Below are 19940 nucleotides of genomic sequence, written 5' to 3'. Positions count from 1 at the left end.
CGTTCAAACTTTTCCTTTGCCATGATGGCCTCCTGTCATTTCGTGACGTTGGAGAGGCGCCGGGTTGCCCCGGCGCGCATCCCTTACGCGTATTTCTTCTGGATCTCGTCCGAGATGTTCTGCGGCACGGCTTCGTAGTGATCGAAGATCATGGTGAAGACCGCACGGCCCGAGGACATCGACCGCAGGTTGTTGATGTAGCCGAACATGTTCGCGAGCGGCACGAAGGCGTTCACGACCACCGCGTTACCGCGGGTATCCTGACCCTGCACCTGACCGCGACGCGAGGTCAGGTCGCCGATGATGCCGCCGGTATATTCTTCCGGGGTCACCACTTCGACCTTCATCATCGGCTCGAGAAGCTTCGCGCCGGCCTTACGCAGGCCTTCACGCATTGCCGCACGGGTCGCGATTTCGAACGCCAGAACCGAGGAGTCGACGTCGTGGAACGCACCGTCAACCAGCGCGACCTTGAAGTCGATAACCGGGAAGCCTGCCAGCGGACCGGAGTCCATGACCGACTTGATGCCCTTTTCGACACCCGGGATGTATTCCTTCGGAACCGCACCACCGACGATTTTCGACTCGAACGAATAGCCTTCGCCCGGCTCGGTCGGGGTGATCTCGAGCTTCACGCGTGCGAACTGGCCGGTACCACCGGTCTGTTTCTTGTGCGTGTAGTCGATTTCGGCCGGCTGCGAGATGGTCTCGCGGTAGGCCACCTGCGGTGCACCGATATTCGCCTCGACCTTGAACTCGCGCTTCATGCGATCCACGAGGATGTCGAGGTGAAGTTCGCCCATGCCCTTCATGATGGTCTGGCCCGACTCGAGGTCGGTCTCGACGCGGAAGGACGGGTCTTCGGCTGCCAGGCGCTGAAGGGCGAGGCCCATCTTTTCCTGGTCGGCTTTCGACTTCGGCTCCACAGCGATCTCGATCACCGGATCGGGGAAGGTCATGGTTTCCAGAACCACCGGCGCGTTGACGGCGCAGAGCGTGTCACCCGTGGTGGTTTCCTTCAGACCGGCCAACGCGATGATGTCGCCGGCATAGGCCGACTCGATCTCTTCGCGGTTGTTCGAGTGCATCATCATCATACGGCCAAGGCGCTCTTTCTTGCCCTTGGTCGAGTTGAGGATCGAGTCACCCTTGTTGATCACGCCCGAGTAGATACGGGTGAAGGTCAGCGAGCCGACGAAGGGGTCGTTCATGATTTTGAACGCGAGGCCCGAGAAGGGCTCTTCGTCCGAAGCGTGACGCGCGATGTTGCGCTCTTCGCTCTCGTCGTCCGGCGAGAAGCCCATGTAGGGCGGCACGTCGAGCGGCGAGGGCAGGAAGTCGACCACAGCGTTGAGCAGCGGCTGGACGCCCTTGTTCTTGAACGCCGAGCCACCCAGAACCGGTACGAAGGACATCGACAGGCAGCCCTTGCGGATCAGCTTGCGCAGCGTCGGGACATCCGGCTCTTCCCCTTCGAGGTAAGCCATCATCGCATCGTCGTCCATTTCGACGGCGTGCTCGATCATGTGCGCACGCCATTCGTCGGCGGTCGCCTTCAGATCGTCACGGATCGGCTGACGCACCCAGGCAGCGCCCAGGTCTTCGCCTTTCCAGACCCACTCTTCCATGGTGATCAGGTCGACGATCCCCTCGAGCTGGTCCTCGGCACCGATCGGGAAGTTGACCGGAACCGGGGTCGCACCGGTGCGATCCTTGACCATCTTCACGCAGTTGAAGAAGTCAGCGCCGATCTTGTCCATCTTGTTGACGAACACGAGACGCGGAACTTTGTAACGGTCGGCCTGACGCCACACCGTTTCAGTCTGCGGCTCCACACCGGCGTTACCGTCGAGCAGCGCAACCGCACCGTCGAGAACCGCCAGCGAACGCTCGACTTCGATGGTGAAGTCAACGTGGCCGGGGGTGTCGATGATGTTGTAGCGGAACTTGGTGTCGTCGGTGCCTTCAGCCGTCGGGTCTTCCTGCCACTGCCAGAAGGTCGTGGTCGCAGCCGAGGTGATGGTGATCCCGCGTTCCTGCTCCTGCTCCATCCAGTCCATGGTCGCGGCGCCGTCGTGGACTTCGCCGATCTTGTGGGACTTGCCGGTGTAGTAGAGGATCCGCTCCGTCGTGGTGGTCTTGCCCGCGTCGATGTGGGCCATGATCCCGAAGTTGCGGTAACGCTCGAGGGGATAATCGCGTGCCATAATGGCGTCCTTCCGTTATTACCAGCGGTAGTGGCTGAACGCCTTGTTGGCGTCGGCCATCTTGTGGGTGTCTTCGCGCTTCTTGACCGCGGAACCACGCGAGTTCACCGCATCCAGAAGCTCGCCTGCGAGGCGCTCTTCCATTGTGTTCTCGTTGCGGGACTTGGCGGCCGCGATCAGCCAACGAATGGCCAGCGCTTCGCGACGGGTCGGGCGAACCTCGACCGGAACCTGGTAGGTGGCACCACCAACACGACGCGAACGCACTTCGACCGAAGGCTTCACGTTGTCGAGGGCTTCGTGGAACACCTCGATGGGCTCGCGCTTGAGCTTGCCCTCAACGCGGCCCAGCGCGTTGTAGACGATTTTCTCGGCGGCGGACTTCTTGCCGTCGATCATCAGGTTGTTCATGAATTTGGTCAGCACGCGATCGCCATACTTGGCGTCGGGCAGAACTTCGCGCTTCTCAGCGGCGTGACGACGAGACATCTGGAGATCTCCTTACTTCGGACGCTTCGCGCCGTATTTCGAACGGCGTTGACGACGGTCTTTGACACCTTGGGTATCCAGCACACCGCGCAGGATGTGGTAACGGACACCCGGAAGGTCTTTCACACGGCCGCCGCGGATCAGAACAACCGAGTGCTCTTGCAGGTTGTGCTTCTCGCCCGGGATGTAGGAGATGACCTCGAAGCCATTCGTCAGGCGCACTTTGGCGACCTTACGCATAGCGGAGTTCGGTTTCTTCGGCGTCGTGGTGTAGACGCGCGTGCAAACACCACGCTTCTGCGGGCATTCTTGGAGGTGTTGCGACTTGGAGCGCTTCACCTTGGGCTGCCGCGGTTTGCGGATCAGCTGTTGGATCGTCGGCATTCGGTTCCCCGTTCTGCTGTCAATACTCGCCCCGTTTCCGGAGGCGCCACTTCTCGACACGTTCCCGCGCGGATTCGCGAAAACGCCAAATCGCATTCATCCCCGGCCCGAGGACCGCGGCGAATGCGTTGAATTCCAGAGGATCGGGGCGAAAACCCGGATCTTGACCACTAGAAATCGGCTACCCTCAAGGCATACTGAGCCCGTCAGGTAGCGCGGCGTATAGGGGGAGTCGGGTGGGTTGTCAACTCTCGCGCCGGAGCCCTGCGCGGATCGCAGGCAGCCACCCCGCAAAGAGCAGCCCCCACAGGAACCACGCCACCGTAAGCGACACCAGCCCCGCGAAATAGGTGTCCGACAGGAAGTGCCGCCCCGTCCCGATCCGCTGAAGGACGATGAAGAGCGCCAAGAAAACCCCGACGGCGCGCAGGTAAAGCAGGCCCCAGCGCGGCAGCGCCGCCCGCCACAGCTCCGCGGCGAGCCAGATTACGATCGTCAGCACCACCGCAGCGGCGACCTCGCCCGACACGAAGGAGCAGTTCTTCTTGCATTGGTCGGTGAAGGTGCCCGCAAGGGTGAAATGATGATCCCCGCCGAAGAGGTCCACATTGGCCGGGCGGGCGCGCCCCGAATTGGCCTTCAGGATGCCGTTCACGATCAGGATCGGTCCGAGGAAATACAAAAGCGCCACGAAGCCCCAGATCCGTGCGGGGATTGCAAATACCTTCCGATGACGAAGCCCTGCGAGCGGCCATGCGATCAGCGAGACCAGAAAGAGCACGATCGAGACATCCCAGATCCGCTGGCGAAACCACTCCCAGAGCGGGTTGGTAATGACCGTGAACCCCTCCCCGGCGCGGTAGAAGAGACTGGCAACGCCGGTATCGAGCACCGGCAGCGCACGAAACAGCACGAACCCCAGAACCCAGGCCGCAAGCAGCGCCCAGCCGGTACGGATCATGTCAATCTTCGGCTCGGACACAGCGCGCCTCCACTCGGTAGGCCTGATAGCCCTTGCCAGCCCAGGTTCCTGTAGCTTCCAGGGTTCCAACCGGCGCGACCGGCCCCGCGCCGCAATCGGGCGCGTGATCGGAAATCACCAGAAGCTCGCCCGTGTAATGCTCCGGAAGCGGCCACATCTGTTCGTAATAGCTCTCGGCACGGCCCCGCGGCGCGGGTGCATAGACCACCACCCCGGCATCGCGCCCGGTATAGAAGAGATCAGCGAGGATCGCGCGGTTGTCGGCAAAGACCGGGACGCCCTCGGTCGTGGCGAGGCTCAGGATCTGGCGGCTCAGATCGCCCTGCCCCAGCCAGCGCTTGAGAAGCGGCGCACCATCGCGTTCGGGCCACGGCGCCAGAACGGTCAGCACCGGGATCGCCAGCGCAATCGCTGCGTTCACGGCGATCGCGCTCCAGCGCCACACGCCGCGCAGCACCATTGCCGCCAGAACCGTTCCCGCGAAATAGGCTGCCACCGCCCAGTTCGCATAGGCCCGATCGAGCAGCGCCTCGATCGTCACCGCCACCAGCGGCGGCACCGAGAGCATCGCGAGCCCACGCTTGGCCGGATCGCGCCAGCCGGCATAGCCGATGAGCAGCGCCACCATCGTCACCGGTCCGAAGACCGCGAACTGGCTGCCGAAGAACTCCGCCATCGAGCCGAGGTTCAGCGCAGCCCCCGTGCGCACCCAGCCCACATTGTCCATCGTATGCGAGACCGTGGTCAGCCCGTTATTGAGATTCCACACCACGTTCGGAGCAATCACCGCCCCGAAGGCCAGCGCCGCGATCACCACGTTGCGCCAACCAATCCGCCAGGCGGGCGAGACCAGCGCCGCCAGCACCAGCCCCGGGATCAGGTAGATCGCCGCATATTTCGCCATGAAGGCCAGCCCCGCACAGATCCCCGCGACCAGTGCATCGCCCGCATGCCGCCCCTGCCCCGCGCGATGCAGGAACAGCAGCGCCAACGCGTAGAAGGGCGCCATCACCGTATCCGTCGAGATCAACACCGAGCCGAGCGCCACGAAGGGCAGCGTCACATAGAGCGCCGCCGTCCAGATCGCCACCGACCGCCCCGCGATCCGCGCCCCAAGCGCGCCGAGCGCCAGCGCCGTCGCGCCATGTAGCACCGCACCGGGCATCCGTACCCAGAACGGCGCATCCGAACCCGCAAGCTCGGTCACCGCGCGGATCAGCCAGCCGATCAGCGGCGGCTTGGAATAGTAGCCGAAATCGAGATGCTGACCCCAGAGCCAGTATTGCGCCTCATCGACGAAGAGATCGGTGCGGTTGTAGGCCAGAAGAACCAGCCGCAACACCGTGACGACTGCGACGACGATCAGGGCCGGGCCGAACCAGCCGCCCCGATCCGCGCCGAGATCATGCTTCGCGGCGACGCTTGGCATAGATCAGCCAGAGATTGCGCGAATAGATGAACACGCCCAGCGATTGGCCGAGAATGAACACCGGGTCCTTGCGATAGACCGCGTAGCTGAACAGCATCAGCCCGCCCGCGAGCGAGAAATACCAGAAGGCCAGCGGCACGACGGAGTCGCGCTGACGCTCGGAGGCGATCCATTGCACGATGAAACGCCCGGTGAACATCAGCTGCGCGAGCAGGCCGAAAATCACCCACCAAAGCTCGGTGATGCTGTCCACATGCAGCATGTTCATCAGCCATTGCATCGGCTCACTCCTCGCGTGCGATCTCGCTGGCGCGCGCCTTCTTGCGCCGCTTCAGGAGCCAGGCGACGCCCATCAGGTCGACGATGCCGACCAGACCGCGTTGCAGGTTGTTGTAATTCGACCGTCCGCCCCCGCGCGAGCGGTGCGTCACGTCGACATGGGCAACCTGCCAGCCGTCGCGCGAAAAAAGCGCGGGCAGATAGCGGTGCATGTGATCGAAATAGGGCAGCGCGAGAAAGGCCTCGCGCCGGAAGGCCTTGAGGCCGCAGCCGGTATCGCGCGTGCCGTCCTTGAGGATGGCGCTACGGATCTTGTTGGCGAATTTCGAGGCGAGCTTCTTCGACAGCGTGTCCTGCCGTCCGACCCGCTGGCCTGCGACGAGCCCCACCGCGTCGGAACCTTCCGCCCGCAGCGGCGCCATCAGCGCGGGCAGTTCCGAGGGCGGGTTCTGCCCGTCACCATCCAGAGTGCAGATGATCTGACCCTTCGCCGCCAATACACCCGAATGCACGCCCGCGCTTTGGCCGGCGGAGTTCGGATGGTGCAGCAGACGCAGGTTGGGATGACTCTTCATCCGCTCGCGCACGATTGCGCCCATCCCGTCATCGGAGCCGTCATCGACGACGATCACCTCGTAGTCGCAGACCGGTGCGCAAGCAGCGTCGATCTCATCGAGCAGCGACGCGATGTTGGGCGCCTCGTTCTTGGCGGGGATGACGATGGAAATTTCAGGCATGGAAGGCCGAACTCTTGGCTAGGCGCGAAGGCGCGTTTCTCTTAGCCGCGACGCCCCGGCTTGTAAACGAGTCTTGCGGCACGGACCGGGCCGCGCCGCAGGCGATCAGCCGAATTTCGCGAAGAGCATCGCATAGCTCGGCTTGAGTTTCGTCCGCGCGACCATTGCGCGCTCGACATCACCCGAGATCGCCGCATCGTAGAAAAACGCTACCGAGACCGCGAAACCGTCGACGAGCTTCTGATAGCCTTCGGCGGTGGCAGCCTCAGGGGCGGGGTGCTTCACGACCTGGGCCGCGAGATAGCTCAGAAGCGAGGCGTCGGCGATCAGTTCGCGCGCGCCCTCCTCGCCCATATTGACGTAATCCGTGGTCAGAACCCGTTCCATCTGCGCGTGATAATCGTTCATCCGGTCCGAAAAACCGACGATCCCGTTGCGCACATGCAGCTCGCCAATCGCGTCGCGCACGCCTTCGAGCGTCTCATGGGCCTCGGGAAGCTGACCCGCCTTGGCCTCTTCGGCGGCCTTCGCGGCGAGCTCGGTCACGGTGTCGAAGGTCGCGCCAAGCACCGGATCATCCGCATATTGCGGCGGCGGATCGGCCGACCAATTCTGCGTGATCGCAGCCCATTGCTTGCTGAAACGCTCCAGCGCGGCCTCGGTTTCGGGGCCCTTTCCCTGGTTCGACAGGAACAGGGCCGAGCGATAGGCGCCATAGGCCGCGCGCAATTGTGCCTCGCTGTCCTGATACGGGCCGGCCCAGAGCGTCCCCGCCCCGAGCGCAGTCATACCAAGTGCCAAAATCGTTGCCTTCAACATCGCAGTCGTCCCTCTCGTCATCTACGCGTCGCGGGCAAGGTGCGCGGCTTTCCGCCCCGTGACAAGCAAAACCCCCGCGCGGACGAACCGCGCGGGGGTGATTTTCTCTAGATCAAACCTCGGTTTGAGGATCAATCGCGGCTTTCGGGCGTCTCGACCGGGCCGAAATCGGCATCGTTTTCGGCCACGTCCATCGGTGCCGCGAGCGCAGCAGCGGCTTCCGCCTCCGCCTGACGCTGCACGATGACCTTCTGGTCGCGCTCGGCCGCGATCTTGCGGACCTTGGTGGTTGCGCCACCGGTGCCCGCCGGGATCAGGCGGCCGACGATGACGTTCTCCTTGAGGCCCACGAGCTTGTCGCGCTTGCCCTGCACCGAGGCTTCGGTGAGAACGCGGGTCGTCTCCTGGAAGGAGGCCGCCGAGATGAACGAGCGGGTCTGCAGCGACGCCTTGGTGATGCCGAGCAGAACGGGCTCGCCGTTCGCCGGACGCCCACCACGGGCCGCGACCTTGTCGTTCTCCTCGTCGAACTCGACCTTGTCGACATGCTCGCCTTTGAGCAGCGTCGTATCGCCGGAGTCGAGGATCTCGATCTTCTGCAGCATCTGGCGAACGATCACCTCGATGTGCTTGTCGTTGATCTTCACGCCCTGCAGACGATAGACGTCCTGCACTTCGTTGATGAGGTAGTCGGCCAGAGCCTCGATCCCCATGATGCGCAGGATGTCGTGCGGTGCCGGGTTGCCGTCCATGATGTAGTCACCCTTCTGCACGAAGTCGCCTTCCTGCACCGGGATGTGCTTGCCTTTCGGCACCATGTACTCGACGGGCTCCAGACCTTCGTCGCGCGGCTCGATCGCGATGCGACGCTTGTTCTTGTAGTCCTTGCCAAAGCGCACATAGCCATCGATTTCGGCGATGATCGCGTGATCCTTCGGACGGCGTGCTTCGAAGAGTTCGGCCACACGCGGCAGACCGCCGGTGATGTCCTTCGTCTTCGCACCTTCGCGCGGAATACGCGCGACCACGTCGCCCGCTTTCACGTCCTGACCGTCTTCGACCGAGAGGATCGCGTCCACCGACATCGGATAGGTCACCGGGTTGCCCGCCTCGTTACGGACCGGCTCGCCATCCTCGCCGAGGACCAGGATCTCCGGCTTCAGATCATTGCCCTTGGGCGCTGCGCGCCAGTCGGACACGATCTTCTGCGTCATACCCGTTGCGTCATCGGTATCCTCGCGGACCGAGATGCCCGAGATGAGGTCGACGAAGCGGACCTTGCCGGGTTTCTCAGCGATGATCGGCAGGGTGTAGGGATCCCATTCGATCAGCTTGTCGCCACGCTTCACGTCTGCGCCGTCGGTCACGAAGACCTTGGTGCCGTAGCCGATCTTGTGGCTCGCGAGCTCTTCGCCATGCTCGTTGACGATGGCGATCTGCATGTTGCGGCCCATCACGATCTGCTCGCCCGCCTCATTGGTGATGAGGTTGGCGTTGCGGAACTCGATCTTGCCTTCCTGGCTCGCTTCGAGGAACGACTGCGAGCCGCCCTGCGCAACACCGCCAAGGTGGAAGGTCCGCATCGTCAGCTGCGTGCCCGGTTCCCCGATCGACTGCGCCGCGATGATACCCACCGCTTCGCCCTGGTTCACAAGGGTACCGCGTGCGAGGTCGCGGCCGTAGCAAAGCGCGCAAACGCCCTCTTCGGCCTCACAGGTCAGCGCCGAGCGGATACGGACGGATTGGACACCCGCCTGCTCGATCGCGTCGGCCTTGCGCTCGTCGATCAGCTCGCCCTTGCGCACGATCACCTCGTCGGAGCCCGGCACCGGCACGTCATCGGCCGCGACACGGCCCAGGATGCGCTCGGAGATCGGAGCCACGACTTCACCGTCATTGATCGCCGCCGAAGCCGTGATCGCATTCTCGGTGCCGCAATCATGCGTGCGCACGATGCAGTCCTGCGCCACGTCGACGAGACGACGGGTCAGGTAACCCGAGTTCGCCGTCTTCAGAGCGGTATCCGACAGACCCTTGCGGGCGCCGTGGGTCGAGTTGAAGTATTCAAGAACGGTCAGGCCTTCCTTGAAGTTCGAGATGATCGGCGTTTCGATGATCTCGCCGTTCGGCTTGGCCATCAGGCCACGCATCCCGCCGAGCTGCTTCATCTGCGTCACCGAGCCACGAGCGCCCGAGTGGGCCATCATGTAGACCGAGTTCGGTTCCTGCTCGGCACCGGCCTCGTCGTATTTCGGCGCCGAGATGGTGTTCATCATCGCCTCGGTGACCTTGTCGTTACACTTCGACCAGGCATCGACGACCTTGTTGTACTTCTCACCCTGGGTGATCAGACCGTCCATGTATTGCTGTTCGAAGTCCTTCACGAGGTCGCGGACGCCTTCGACGATGTCCCACTTGTTGTCCGGGATCACCATGTCGTCTTTGCCGAAGGAGATGCCGGCCTTGAACGCTTCGCGGAAGCCCATGCCCATGATCTGGTCACAGAAGATGACCGACTCCTTCTGACCGCAATAGCGGTAGACGGTGTCGATGACGTTCTGCACGTCCTTCTTACGAAGGAGGCGGTTGACCAGCTCGAAGGGCGCTTTCGTGTTGAGCGGCAGCAGCGAGCCCAGACGCACGCGGCCCGGGGTGGTCTCGAAACGCTCGAACACCTCGTTGCCGGTTTCGTCGATCTGCTTGACGCGGCAGGTGATCTTGGCGTGCAGATGCACCTCGCCCGCATTGAGCGCGTGCTCCACTTCCTCGACCGAGGAGAAGTCCATGCCTTCGCCCTTCATGCCCTGACGCTCCATGGTCACGTAGTAGAGACCAAGGATCATGTCCTGCGAGGGAACGATGATCGGCGCGCCGTTTGCGGGCGAGAGGACGTTGTTCGTCGACATCATCAGCACGCGCGCTTCCAGCTGGGCTTCCAGCGAGAGCGGCACGTGAACGGCCATCTGGTCACCGTCGAAGTCGGCGTTAAACGCCGAGCAGACGAGCGGGTGCAGCTGAATGGCCTTGCCTTCGATCAGCATCGGTTCGAACGCCTGGATGCCCAGACGGTGCAACGTCGGTGCGCGGTTCAGCAGAACCGGGTGCTCGCGGATCACCTCGTCGAGGATATCCCACACCTCGGGACGCTCTTTTTCGACCAGCTTCTTCGCCTGCTTCACGGTGCTCGACAGGCCCTTGGCCTCGAGACGCGAGTAGATGAAGGGCTTGAACAGTTCGAGCGCCATCTTCTTGGGCAGACCACACTGGTGCAGCTTGAGTTCCGGACCGGTCACGATGACCGAACGGCCCGAGAAGTCCACGCGCTTACCCAGAAGGTTCTGACGGAAGCGACCCTGCTTACCTTTCAGCATGTCCGAGAGCGACTTCAGCGGGCGCTTGTTGGTGCCCGTGATGACGCGGCCGCGACGGCCGTTGTCGAACAGCGCATCGACCGATTCCTGCAGCATCCGCTTTTCGTTGCGCACGATGATGTCGGGCGCACGCAGTTCGATCAGACGCTTCAGACGGTTGTTCCGGTTGATCACGCGACGGTAGAGGTCGTTGAGATCCGAGGTCGCGAAACGGCCACCATCGAGCGGGACGAGCGGACGCAGTTCCGGCGGGATCACCGGAAGCACGGTCAGCACCATCCACTCGGGGCGGTTGCCCGACTCGAGGAAGCTTTCGACGATCTTCAGACGCTTGATGATCTTCTTCGGCTTCAGCTCGCCCGTGGCTTCCTTCAGCTCTTCGCGGAGCTGCTCGGCGGTCGCCTCAAGGTCGATCGCGGCCAGCATCTCGCGGATCGCTTCCGCACCGATATTGGCGGTGAAAGCGTCAGCGCCATAGGCGTCCTGCGCGTCGAGATACTCTTCTTCCGAGAGCAGCTGGCCGTAGCTCAGATCGGTCAGACCCGGCTCGATCACCACGTAGTTCTCGAAATAGAGGATGCGCTCGAGATCGCGCAGCGTCATGTCCAGCATCAGGCCGATGCGCGAGGGCAGCGACTTGAGGAACCAGATATGCGCGACGGGCGAGGCCAGTTCGATATGGCCCATGCGCTCGCGACGCACTTTCTGGAGGGTGACTTCAACGCCGCATTTCTCGCAGACGACGCCGCGATACTTCATGCGCTTGTACTTGCCGCACAGGCATTCGTAATCCTTGATCGGGCCAAAGATACGCGCGCAGAACAGGCCGTCACGCTCGGGCTTGAACGTGCGGTAGTTGATGGTTTCCGGCTTCTTGATCTCGCCGTAGGACCAGCTCAGGATCCGCTCCGGCGAGGCCAGCGAGATCTTGATCTCGTCAAACGCCTTCGGCTGCGCGAGCGGGTTGAACGGGTTTTGGGTCAGTTCCTGGTTCATCTGTAAATCCTTGAATGAGGGCGGAAGGGATCAGAGGAGGGCCGAAGCCCTCACTCCTCTTCCTCCGCGTCCAGGAGTTCCATGTTGAGGCCGAGGCCCCGGACCTCTTTGACGAGAACGTTGAACGATTCCGGCACGCCGGCTTCGAAGTTGTCCTCGCCTTTGACGATCGACTCGTAGACCTTCGTCCGGCCGGCCACGTCATCCGACTTCACCGTCAGCATCTCTTGCAGGGTGTAGGCGGCGCCGTAGGCTTCCAGAGCCCAGACTTCCATCTCCCCGAGACGCTGACCACCGAACTGCGCCTTACCACCCAGCGGCTGCTGCGTGACGAGCGAGTACGGGCCGGTCGAACGGGCGTGCATCTTGTCATCGACGAGGTGGTGAAGCTTCAGGAAGTACTTCACACCCACCGTGACCTTGCGCGCGAACTGCTCGCCGGTGCGGCCGTCGAACACGGTCGACTGACCGGATTGATCGAAGCCGGCACGCTTGAGCGCGTCGTTGATGTCAGCCTCTTTCGCACCGTCGAAGACCGGGGTCGCGATCGGAACGCCGGTGCGGACAGCTTCGGCGCTTTCGATGAAGGCCTCGTCGTCCATGCCGGCGAGAACCTCGTCATAGGTCTCTTCGCCATAGCCGATCTTCATCGCCTCGCGAACCGGGGTCATGTCGCCATTGCGGCGATAGGCACGGATCGCCTCGTCGATCTGGTTGCCCAGACCGCGCGACGCCCAACCCATGTGGGTCTCGAGGATCTGACCGACGTTCATGCGCGAAGGCACGCCCAGCGGGTTCAGCACGAGATCGACCGGGGTGCCATCGGCGAGGAACGGCATGTCTTCCATCGGAACGACCTTCGACACGACGCCCTTGTTGCCGTGACGGCCAGCCATCTTGTCGCCAGCCTGAAGCTTGCGCTTCACCGCGACGAAGACCTTGACCATCTTCATCACGCCCGGAGGCAGGTCGTCGCCCTGACGGACTTTCTCGACCTTGTCCTCGAAACGCAGGTCGAGCGCGCGCTTCTGCGCCTCGAACTGGTCGTTGAGGGCTTCGACTTCCTTGGCATCGCCCTCGTCTTCGAGCGCGAGCTGCCACCACTGGCCCTTCGACAGGGTGCCCAGCAGTTCGTCGTCGATGGTCGAACCGGCCTTGATGCCCTTCGGCCCCTTCACGGCGGTTTTGCCCATGATCAGGGTCTTGAGACGCGCGTAGATGTTGCGCTCGAGGATCGCGAGCTCGTCGTCCCGGTCACGGGCCAGACGTTCGACTTCCTCACGCTCGATCTGCAGCGCACGCTCGTCCTTGTCGACGCCGTGACGGTTGAAGACGCGGACTTCCACGATCGTACCATAGGCACCCGGCGGCAGACGCAGCGAGGTGTCGCGCACGTCGGACGCTTTCTCACCGAAGATGGCGCGGAGGAGCTTCTCTTCCGGCGTCATCGGGCTTTCGCCCTTCGGGGTGATCTTGCCCACGAGAATATCGCCCGGCCCCACTTCGGCGCCGATATAGACGATGCCCGCTTCGTCGAGGTTGCGCAGGGCTTCCTCGCCGACGTTCGGGATGTCGCGGGTGATCTCTTCCGGGCCGAGCTTGGTGTCACGCGCCGCCACTTCGTATTCGTCGATATGGATCGAGGTGAACACGTCGTCGCGGTGGATCCGCTCGGAGATCAGGATCGAGTCTTCGTAGTTGTAGCCATTCCAGGGCATGAACGCGACGACCACGTTGCGGCCGATCGCCAGTTCGCCCTGATCGGTCGACGGACCGTCAGCAACAACCTGACCCTTCACAACCTTGTCGCCCACTTTCACGACGGGACGCTGGTTGATGGTCGAGGACTGGTTCGAACGCTTGAACTTGCGCAGACGATAGATGTCCACGCCCGGATCGCCCGCTTCGAGATCGTCGGTCACGCGAATAACGATACGCTGCGCATCGACCTGGTCGATGATGCCGCCACGGGTCGCGGTGATCGCAGCCCCGGAGTCACGCGCCACGGTCGCTTCCATGCCGGTACCGACATAGGGCGCTTCCGAACGCAGCAGCGGAACGGCCTGACGTTGCATGTTCGCACCCATCAGAGCGCGGTTCGCGTCGTCGTTTTCGAGGAACGGGATGAGCGCCGCACCGACCGAAACCAGCTGTTTCGGCGACACGTCGATCAGGTCCACCATTTCCGGCGGGTTGAGCGCGTATTCGCCCGACTGGCGGGTCGAGACGAGGTCGTTGATGAACTTGCCGTTCTCGTCGAGCGTCGCGTTCGCCTGCGCCACGGTGTGACGCATTTCCTCGGTCGCGGACATGTAGACCACTTCGTCGGTGACCTTGCCGTCTTCAACCTTGCGATACGGGGTCTCGATGAAGCCATACTTGTTCACGCGGGCAAAGGTGGCCAGCGAGTTGATCAGACCGATGTTCTGACCTTCCGGCGTTTCAATCGGGCACATCCGGCCGTAGTGGGTCGGGTGAACGTCGCGCACCTCGAAGCCGGCACGCTCACGGGTCAGACCGCCCGGGCCAAGCGCCGAGAGACGACGCTTGTGGGTGACTTCCGAAAGCGGGTTGGTCTGGTCCATGAACTGCGACAGCTGCGAGGAGCCGAAGAATTCACGCACCGCGGCCGCAGCCGGTTTCGCGTTGATCAGATCCTGCGGCATGACCGTGTCGATCTCGACCGAGGACATACGCTCCTTGATCGCGCGCTCCATGCGCAGCAGGCCGACGCGATACTGGTTTTCCATCAGTTCGCCGACCGAACGCACGCGGCGGTTGCCGAGGTGGTCGATGTCGTCGATCTCGCCCTTGCCGTCGCGCAGTTCCACCAGGCCCTTGATGCAGGCGATGATGTCTTCGCGACGCAGCGTGCGCTGGGTGTCCGGCGCATCGAGGTCGAGACGCATGTTCATCTTCACGCGGCCCACGGCCGAGAGGTCGTAGCGCTCGCTGTCGAAGAACAGGCTGTCGAAGAGCGACGAGGCGGCTTCCACGGTCGGCGGCTCGCCCGGACGCATGACGCGATAGATATCCATCAGCGCGGTGTCGCGGTTGAGGTTCTTGTCCGCGGCCATCGTGTTGCGGATGTAGGGGCCGACATTGACGTTGTCGATGTCGAGCACCGGGATCTCGGTGATGCCGTTATCGAGCAGCGTCTTGATCGAACCGCCCGACAGCTCACCGTCCTTGTCGTATTCGATCGTCAGCTCGTCGCCCGCTTCGATGTAGATGAAGCCGGTGTCTTCGTTGATGATGTCCTTGGCGCAATAACGGCCAGCGATGTTCTCGAACGGCACGAGCAGCTCGGGAACCGAGTTGTCGTCGCGCCACTTCTTGACCATGCGCGGGGTCGCTTTGTCGCCAGCTTTCAGGATCACTTCGCCCGAAGCCGCATCGACGAGGTCGAAGGTCGGACGGGTACCGCGAACGCGATCGGGGAAGAACTTGGTGACCCAGCCCGACTTGCCCTTGGCGGTGTAGGTGACGGTCTCGTAATAGGCATCCATGATGCCTTCCTGGTCGAGGCCGAGCGCATAAAGCAGCGTCGTCACCGGCAGCTTGCGGCGACGGTCGATGCGCGCGAACACCAGATCCTTGGCGTCGAATTCGAAATCGAGCCACGACCCGCGATAGGGGATGATCCGGCAGGCGAACAGCAGCTTGCCCGAGCTGTGCGTCTTGCCGCGGTCATGGTCGAAGAACACACCCGGCGAACGGTGCATCTGGCTCACGATGACCCGCTCGGTGCCGTTCACGATGAACGTACCGTTCTTCGTCATCAGGGGCATGTCGCCCATGAAGACATCCTGTTCCTTGATGTCCTTGACCGAGCGCGCGCCGGTTTCCTCGTCGACATCGAACACGATGAGACGCAGGGTGACTTTCAGCGGCGCCGAATAGGTCATGTCGCGCGCCTGGCACTCTTCGACATCGTATTTCGGCTTCTCGAGTTCGTATTTCACGAACTCCAGGATGGCGTTGTCGTTGAAATCCTTGATCGGGAAGACCGACTGGAAAACGCCCTGGAGACCCTCGCCATCAGTGGGCTTGTCCGCCTCGCCGGAGCGCAGGAACAGATCGTAGGAGGATTTCTGAACCTCGATGAGGTTCGGCATTTCGAGGACTTCACGGATCTTGCCGTAATAGCGGCGGATGCGTTTTTGACCAACGTAAGCTTGAGCCATGCTCTGCGTGACCTTTCGTCTCTTCGCGACTGGCGCAATGTCGGGGCCCATTGCGCGCCGCAAGGCGAATGAAGGGGGGCGGTTCCATACCTGCCTTCCGTCCCACCGAAAGGCTCCCGAACCGCGAACGCCGCCTTGGAGAGGGCTTCAGGGCGCGAAAGCCCTCTCCGAGACAGGTTCGGCTGGGCCCGGGGATTGCCCGGACCCAGCCCATTTTTCAGATCGGATGCAGGCGCATCCGGCTCGATTACTTGAGCTCGACTTTCGCGCCGGCTTCTTCGAGCTTTTTCTTGATCTCTTCGGCTTCCGCTTTCGCAGCGCCTTCCTTGACCTTGCCGCCAGCCTCAACGAGGTCTTTGGCTTCTTTCAGGCCCAGGCCGGTGATGCCACGGACTTCCTTGATCACGTTGATCTTGTTGGCGCCAGCTTCCACGAGAACGACGTCGAATTCGTCTTTCTCTTCGACAGCTTCAGCAGCACCAGCAGCCGGGCCAGCCATCATGACGGCGCCACCGGCGGCCGGCTCGATGCCGTATTCGTCTTTCAGGATGGTTTTCAGTTCCTGGGCTTCCAGAAGGGTCAGGCCCACGATTTCTTCGGCGAGTTTTTTCAGATCAGCCATTTTACAGTTCCTAGATTTGGGTTTTCCAACGTCGCGGTTTCAAGCCGCTACGGGACAAGTCGATTGCTTACGCAGCCTTTTCCTCGATAGTGGAAAGGATGCTCGCGATGTTAGAAGCAGGCGCGCCAACGGCACCGGCGATGTTCGAAGCGGGTGCACCGATGGCAGCCACGATCGAAGCGATGAGCTCTTCACGCGACGGCATATCGGCGACGGCTTTGACACCGGCGACATCGAGGGCCGAGTCTCCCATTGCGCCGCCGAGGATTTCGAGTTTCTCGTTATCCTTGGCGTACTTGACGACCACTTTCGCCGCAGCGACAGGGTCCTCAGAATAGGAAAGCACGGTCATGCCCGTCAGGTATTCAGCGATGCTTTCGCAGGGCTGACCTTCAAGGGCGATCTTGGCGAGCTTGTTCTTGGCAACACGAACCGAACCACCCGCTTCACGCATGCGTGCGCGGAGGTCCTGCATGTCAGCAACCGTCATGCCTTCGTAGTGAGCAACCACTACGACGCCAGAGCTTGCGAAGATCTGGCCGAGTTCCTCGACCACTTTCTCTTTTTGGGCTCTATCCACAGTTACACTCCAAGTATGGGGGTTTCCCCCCGGCTCTCATTGTCCCGGTTTCCCGGGGTCGGGTCCGAAGGGCCCGAGGCCAGATCGCCCGAGATCGGCCCGAAAGCCCAAACCCGGATTGGTCTCGATCCCCATCTCAGGAAGGAAATTAAGCCTTACGGCACCCTCCGTCTCGGACAGGTCAGGGCGGAAGCGTCAGGCCGCCGCCCTGCCATCCACCGAGGTCACCCCCGGCGGAATTCTCTTAGTTGCCGGTCGCCGACGTGAGGTCGAGCGACACGCCCGGGCCCATGGTCGAGCTCAGCGACACCTTCTTGAGATAGGTGCCCTTCGCGCCCGTGGGCTTGGCTTTCGACACGGCGTCCACGAACGCGCGGACGTTCTGGGCGAGCTGCTCCTCGGTGAAGGAGACCTTGCCGATGCCGCCATGAATGACGCCGGCCTTCTCGACCTTGAACTGGACTTCGCCGCCCTTCGCCGCTTCGACAGCCGCTTTCACGTCCATCGTCACGGTGCCGACCTTCGGGTTCGGCATCAGGTTGCGCGGGCCCAGGACTTTACCCAGACGGCCGACGAGCGGCATCATGTCGGGGGTCGCGATGCAGCGATCGAACTCGATCGTGCCGCCCTGGATGGTTTCCATCAGGTCCTCGGCGCCGACGATATCGGCCCCGGCTTCCTTGGCTTCATCCGCTTTCGCGCCACGGGCGAAGACAGCCACGCGGACGGTCTTGCCGGTGCCGTTCGGCAGAGCGACGACGCCACGAACCATCTGGTCGGCGTGACGCGGGTCAACACCGAGGTTCATCGCGATTTCGAGGGTCTCGTCGAATTTCGCATTCGCGTTCGCCTTGATCAGCGACACGGCGTCCTCGACCGAGATCAGGTCCTTGCCGGCGAAGGCTTCGCGGGCGGCTTTGGTGCGTTTACCGAGCTTTGCCATGACTTAGCCTTTCACCTCGATACCGATCGACTTCGCGGAGCCGAGGATGATGTTCATCGCGCCTTCGATGTCGTTGGCGTTGAGGTCTTTCATCTTCGCCTCAGCGATCTGACGGACCTGAGCGGCGGTGATCGTCGCGGCAACGACGCGGCCCGGCGCTTCCGAACCCTTCGGACGGTTACGCTTGCCGACGGGCTTGAGGCCCGCGGCCTGCTTCAGAAAGAAGCTGGCGGTCGGCTGCTTGATCTCGAAGGTGAAGGACTTGTCAGCATAATAGGTGATGATCGTCGGGATCTTCGCCTGCTTGTCCATCTCCTGCGTCTTGGCGTTGAACGCCTTGCAGAATTCCATGATGTTGATCCCGCGCTGACCCAGCGCCGGACCGACCGGCGGGGACGGGTTTGCGCCGCCTGCCGGGATTTGCAGCTTGAGCTGCCCGATAACTTTCTTGGCCATGTGGCCCTCTCCTTATCACTGTCACATCCGAAGGGATGCGAAGTTTAGTGGTTCGGTCCGGGACACCTTGTCTCAGCAAGGGCCCTCGCCTCCCACGGCTCACACTCAGGCGGTTTTCTGCACCTGCGTGTATTCCAGCTCGACCGGCGTCGGCCGGCCGAAGATCGAGACGGTGACCTTGAGACGGCTCGCCGCCTCGTCCACTTCCTCGACCATGCCCGAGAAGCCTTCGAAGGGCCCGTCGGTCACATTCACGTTCTCGCCGACCTCGAAGGTGATGAGGCTGCGCGGTGCGGCCTGCTCACCCGATTCGTCGACGCGGCTCAGGATGCGGTTCACTTCCGCATCGGCCATCGGCATCGGCTTGCCCTGCGGCCCGAGGAAGCCGGTCACCCGGTTCGTCGAGTTGATCAGGTGATAACCCTTGTCGGTCATCTCCATCCGCACCAGCACGTAGCCCGGCATGAAGCGACGCTCGGAGGTCACCTTCTTGCCGCGGCGCACCTCGATCACCTCTTCGGTCGGCACGAGGACTTCCTCGATCTGGTCCTCCAGACCTTTGTCGATCACGGCCTGACGGATGCTCTCGGCGACTTTCTTCTCGAAGTTCGAGAGAACGCTTACCGAATACCAACGTTTCGCCATGCCGATTCTTTGCCTCTTGCCGCCGATGCCAAGGCACCGAAAATTCCTGTTATATCACGGGGTTGACCCGCCATCCCCAGAACAAAAAACAGCGTGCACCACGCGAATCGATGCACGCCGGTTCTGGAAAGTTCCGCCCCTTTACCGCCGAAGGCCTTTGAATTCAAGACCGTTAGACCGAGGCGCGGTCACTTCTTCGCCGCAGCTGCGAGAGGCGTAGAACGGCCCCGCGCGCGTTCCGCGATCAGCTGCCGATCACCTGGGTCACGCCAAGACGGATGATCCAGTCCACGAGCGAGAAGAAGATCGCTGTCAGGGCCGCCATCGCGAGCACCATGCCGGTCGTCAGCAGCACCTCGCGCCGGTTCGGCCAGGTCACCTTGCCCGCTTCCGAGCGCACCTGCTGGAGAAACTGGAGGGGGTTTGCCATTCTCGTCATCCCTTATGCGCGCCGCATGTCGCGCCGCCTCATCTGCCCGAAGCGCCCCGAAAGGCGCAATTGCCGCCAGATACGCGCTCCCCTGCCGGATTTCAAGGCTGATGCCACGTCGGCCAGCGCGCAGCGTGACCTGCGTGCCGCGCATGGCGGCTTTGCGGACGGAAAACCGCGCCCGACGCGTGAAGCAAGAAACCGCAAGAAGAAAGCGCGCCAGCCGCGCCAGTCATGGAGCAACCAGATGCCGACCGTTCTCAACCGCTATGCCACGCCGCTCATTACCGGGCTCTTCCTCGTCTCGCTGATTTCCGGGGTGGCACTGTTCTTCCACTGGGGATCGTCGTGGTTTCACGGGATGCATGAATGGCTTTCGATGGT

General features: G+C 62.5%; 16 protein-coding genes. All 16 read right to left on the bottom strand.

What is annotated here, in order from left to right; all coding sequences use genetic code 11:
- Nucleotides 1–83: 83 nt before the first annotated feature.
- A complete protein-coding gene (gene fusA / locus TP2_RS05755) occupies nt 84–2207 on the bottom strand; it encodes an elongation factor G (protein WP_038074724.1) in 2124 nt (707 codons plus the stop codon).
- 18 nt (nt 2208–2225) lie between these two features.
- Nucleotides 2226–2696: a 30S ribosomal protein S7 gene (gene rpsG / locus TP2_RS05750; protein ID WP_038074721.1), complete on the bottom strand. Its 471-nt coding sequence runs from the start codon at nt 2694–2696 to the stop codon at nt 2226–2228.
- A gap of 12 nt (nt 2697–2708) precedes the next feature.
- Nucleotides 2709–3080 (bottom strand): 30S ribosomal protein S12, encoded by a 372-nt coding sequence (gene rpsL, locus TP2_RS05745; RefSeq protein ID WP_038074720.1) that lies wholly within the window; start codon nt 3078–3080, stop codon nt 2709–2711.
- Between the two features lie 244 nt (nt 3081–3324).
- A complete protein-coding gene (locus TP2_RS17905; RefSeq protein WP_051692245.1) occupies nt 3325–4041 on the bottom strand; it encodes a phosphatase PAP2 family protein in 717 nt (238 codons plus the stop codon).
- A 1-nt stretch (nt 4042) separates the two neighbouring features.
- Nucleotides 4043–5491, bottom strand: coding sequence for an ArnT family glycosyltransferase (locus TP2_RS05735; protein WP_051692244.1), 1449 nt, complete (start codon nt 5489–5491; stop codon nt 4043–4045).
- A complete protein-coding gene (locus TP2_RS05730; protein ID WP_093470096.1) occupies nt 5466–5771 on the bottom strand; it encodes a lipid-A-disaccharide synthase N-terminal domain-containing protein in 306 nt (101 codons plus the stop codon). The genes TP2_RS05735 and TP2_RS05730 overlap by 26 nt, the downstream gene beginning before the upstream one ends.
- A 4-nt stretch (nt 5772–5775) precedes the next feature.
- Nucleotides 5776–6507 carry a glycosyltransferase family 2 protein gene (locus TP2_RS05725; protein WP_038074719.1) on the bottom strand — a complete coding sequence of 244 codons (732 nt, stop codon included), beginning with the start codon at nt 6505–6507 and terminating at the stop codon, nt 5776–5778.
- A 105-nt stretch (nt 6508–6612) separates the two neighbouring features.
- Nucleotides 6613–7326 (bottom strand): hypothetical protein, encoded by a 714-nt coding sequence (locus tag TP2_RS05720; protein ID WP_038074712.1) that lies wholly within the window; start codon nt 7324–7326, stop codon nt 6613–6615.
- Between the two features lie 131 nt (nt 7327–7457).
- Entirely contained in the window at nt 7458–11693 is a 4236-nt protein-coding gene (rpoC, locus tag TP2_RS05715; protein WP_038074708.1) for a DNA-directed RNA polymerase subunit beta', read from the bottom strand.
- Nucleotides 11694–11743: 50 nt separating this feature from the next.
- The gene (gene rpoB, locus TP2_RS05710; RefSeq protein WP_038074705.1) at nt 11744–15880 is read right to left on the bottom strand and encodes a DNA-directed RNA polymerase subunit beta; all 4137 of its coding nucleotides are present in this window, start codon (nt 15878–15880) and stop codon (nt 11744–11746) included.
- A gap of 247 nt (nt 15881–16127) precedes the next feature.
- A complete protein-coding gene (gene rplL / locus TP2_RS05705) occupies nt 16128–16502 on the bottom strand; it encodes a 50S ribosomal protein L7/L12 (protein WP_038074704.1) in 375 nt (124 codons plus the stop codon).
- A gap of 67 nt (nt 16503–16569) precedes the next feature.
- Nucleotides 16570–17082 (bottom strand): 50S ribosomal protein L10, encoded by a 513-nt coding sequence (gene rplJ / locus TP2_RS05700; RefSeq protein ID WP_038074703.1) that lies wholly within the window; start codon nt 17080–17082, stop codon nt 16570–16572.
- A 244-nt stretch (nt 17083–17326) separates the two neighbouring features.
- Entirely contained in the window at nt 17327–18025 is a 699-nt protein-coding gene (gene rplA, locus TP2_RS05695; RefSeq protein WP_038074702.1) for a 50S ribosomal protein L1, read from the bottom strand.
- Between the two features lie 3 nt (nt 18026–18028).
- Nucleotides 18029–18481, bottom strand: coding sequence for a 50S ribosomal protein L11 (gene rplK / locus TP2_RS05690; RefSeq protein WP_038074701.1), 453 nt, complete (start codon nt 18479–18481; stop codon nt 18029–18031).
- 105 nt (nt 18482–18586) lie between these two features.
- Entirely contained in the window at nt 18587–19126 is a 540-nt protein-coding gene (gene nusG, locus TP2_RS05685) for a transcription termination/antitermination protein NusG (RefSeq protein ID WP_038074700.1), read from the bottom strand.
- Nucleotides 19127–19370: 244 nt separating this feature from the next.
- A complete protein-coding gene (gene secE / locus TP2_RS05680) occupies nt 19371–19556 on the bottom strand; it encodes a preprotein translocase subunit SecE (RefSeq protein ID WP_038074699.1) in 186 nt (61 codons plus the stop codon).
- Nucleotides 19557–19940: the final 384 nt, after the last annotated feature.

The sequence above is a fragment of the Thioclava pacifica DSM 10166 genome (assembly GCF_000714535.1).
Lineage (GTDB): Bacteria > Pseudomonadota > Alphaproteobacteria > Rhodobacterales > Rhodobacteraceae > Thioclava > Thioclava pacifica.
Note: the sequence above shows the minus strand (reverse complement) of the source record. Positions and strands in the feature narration are given on the sequence as shown.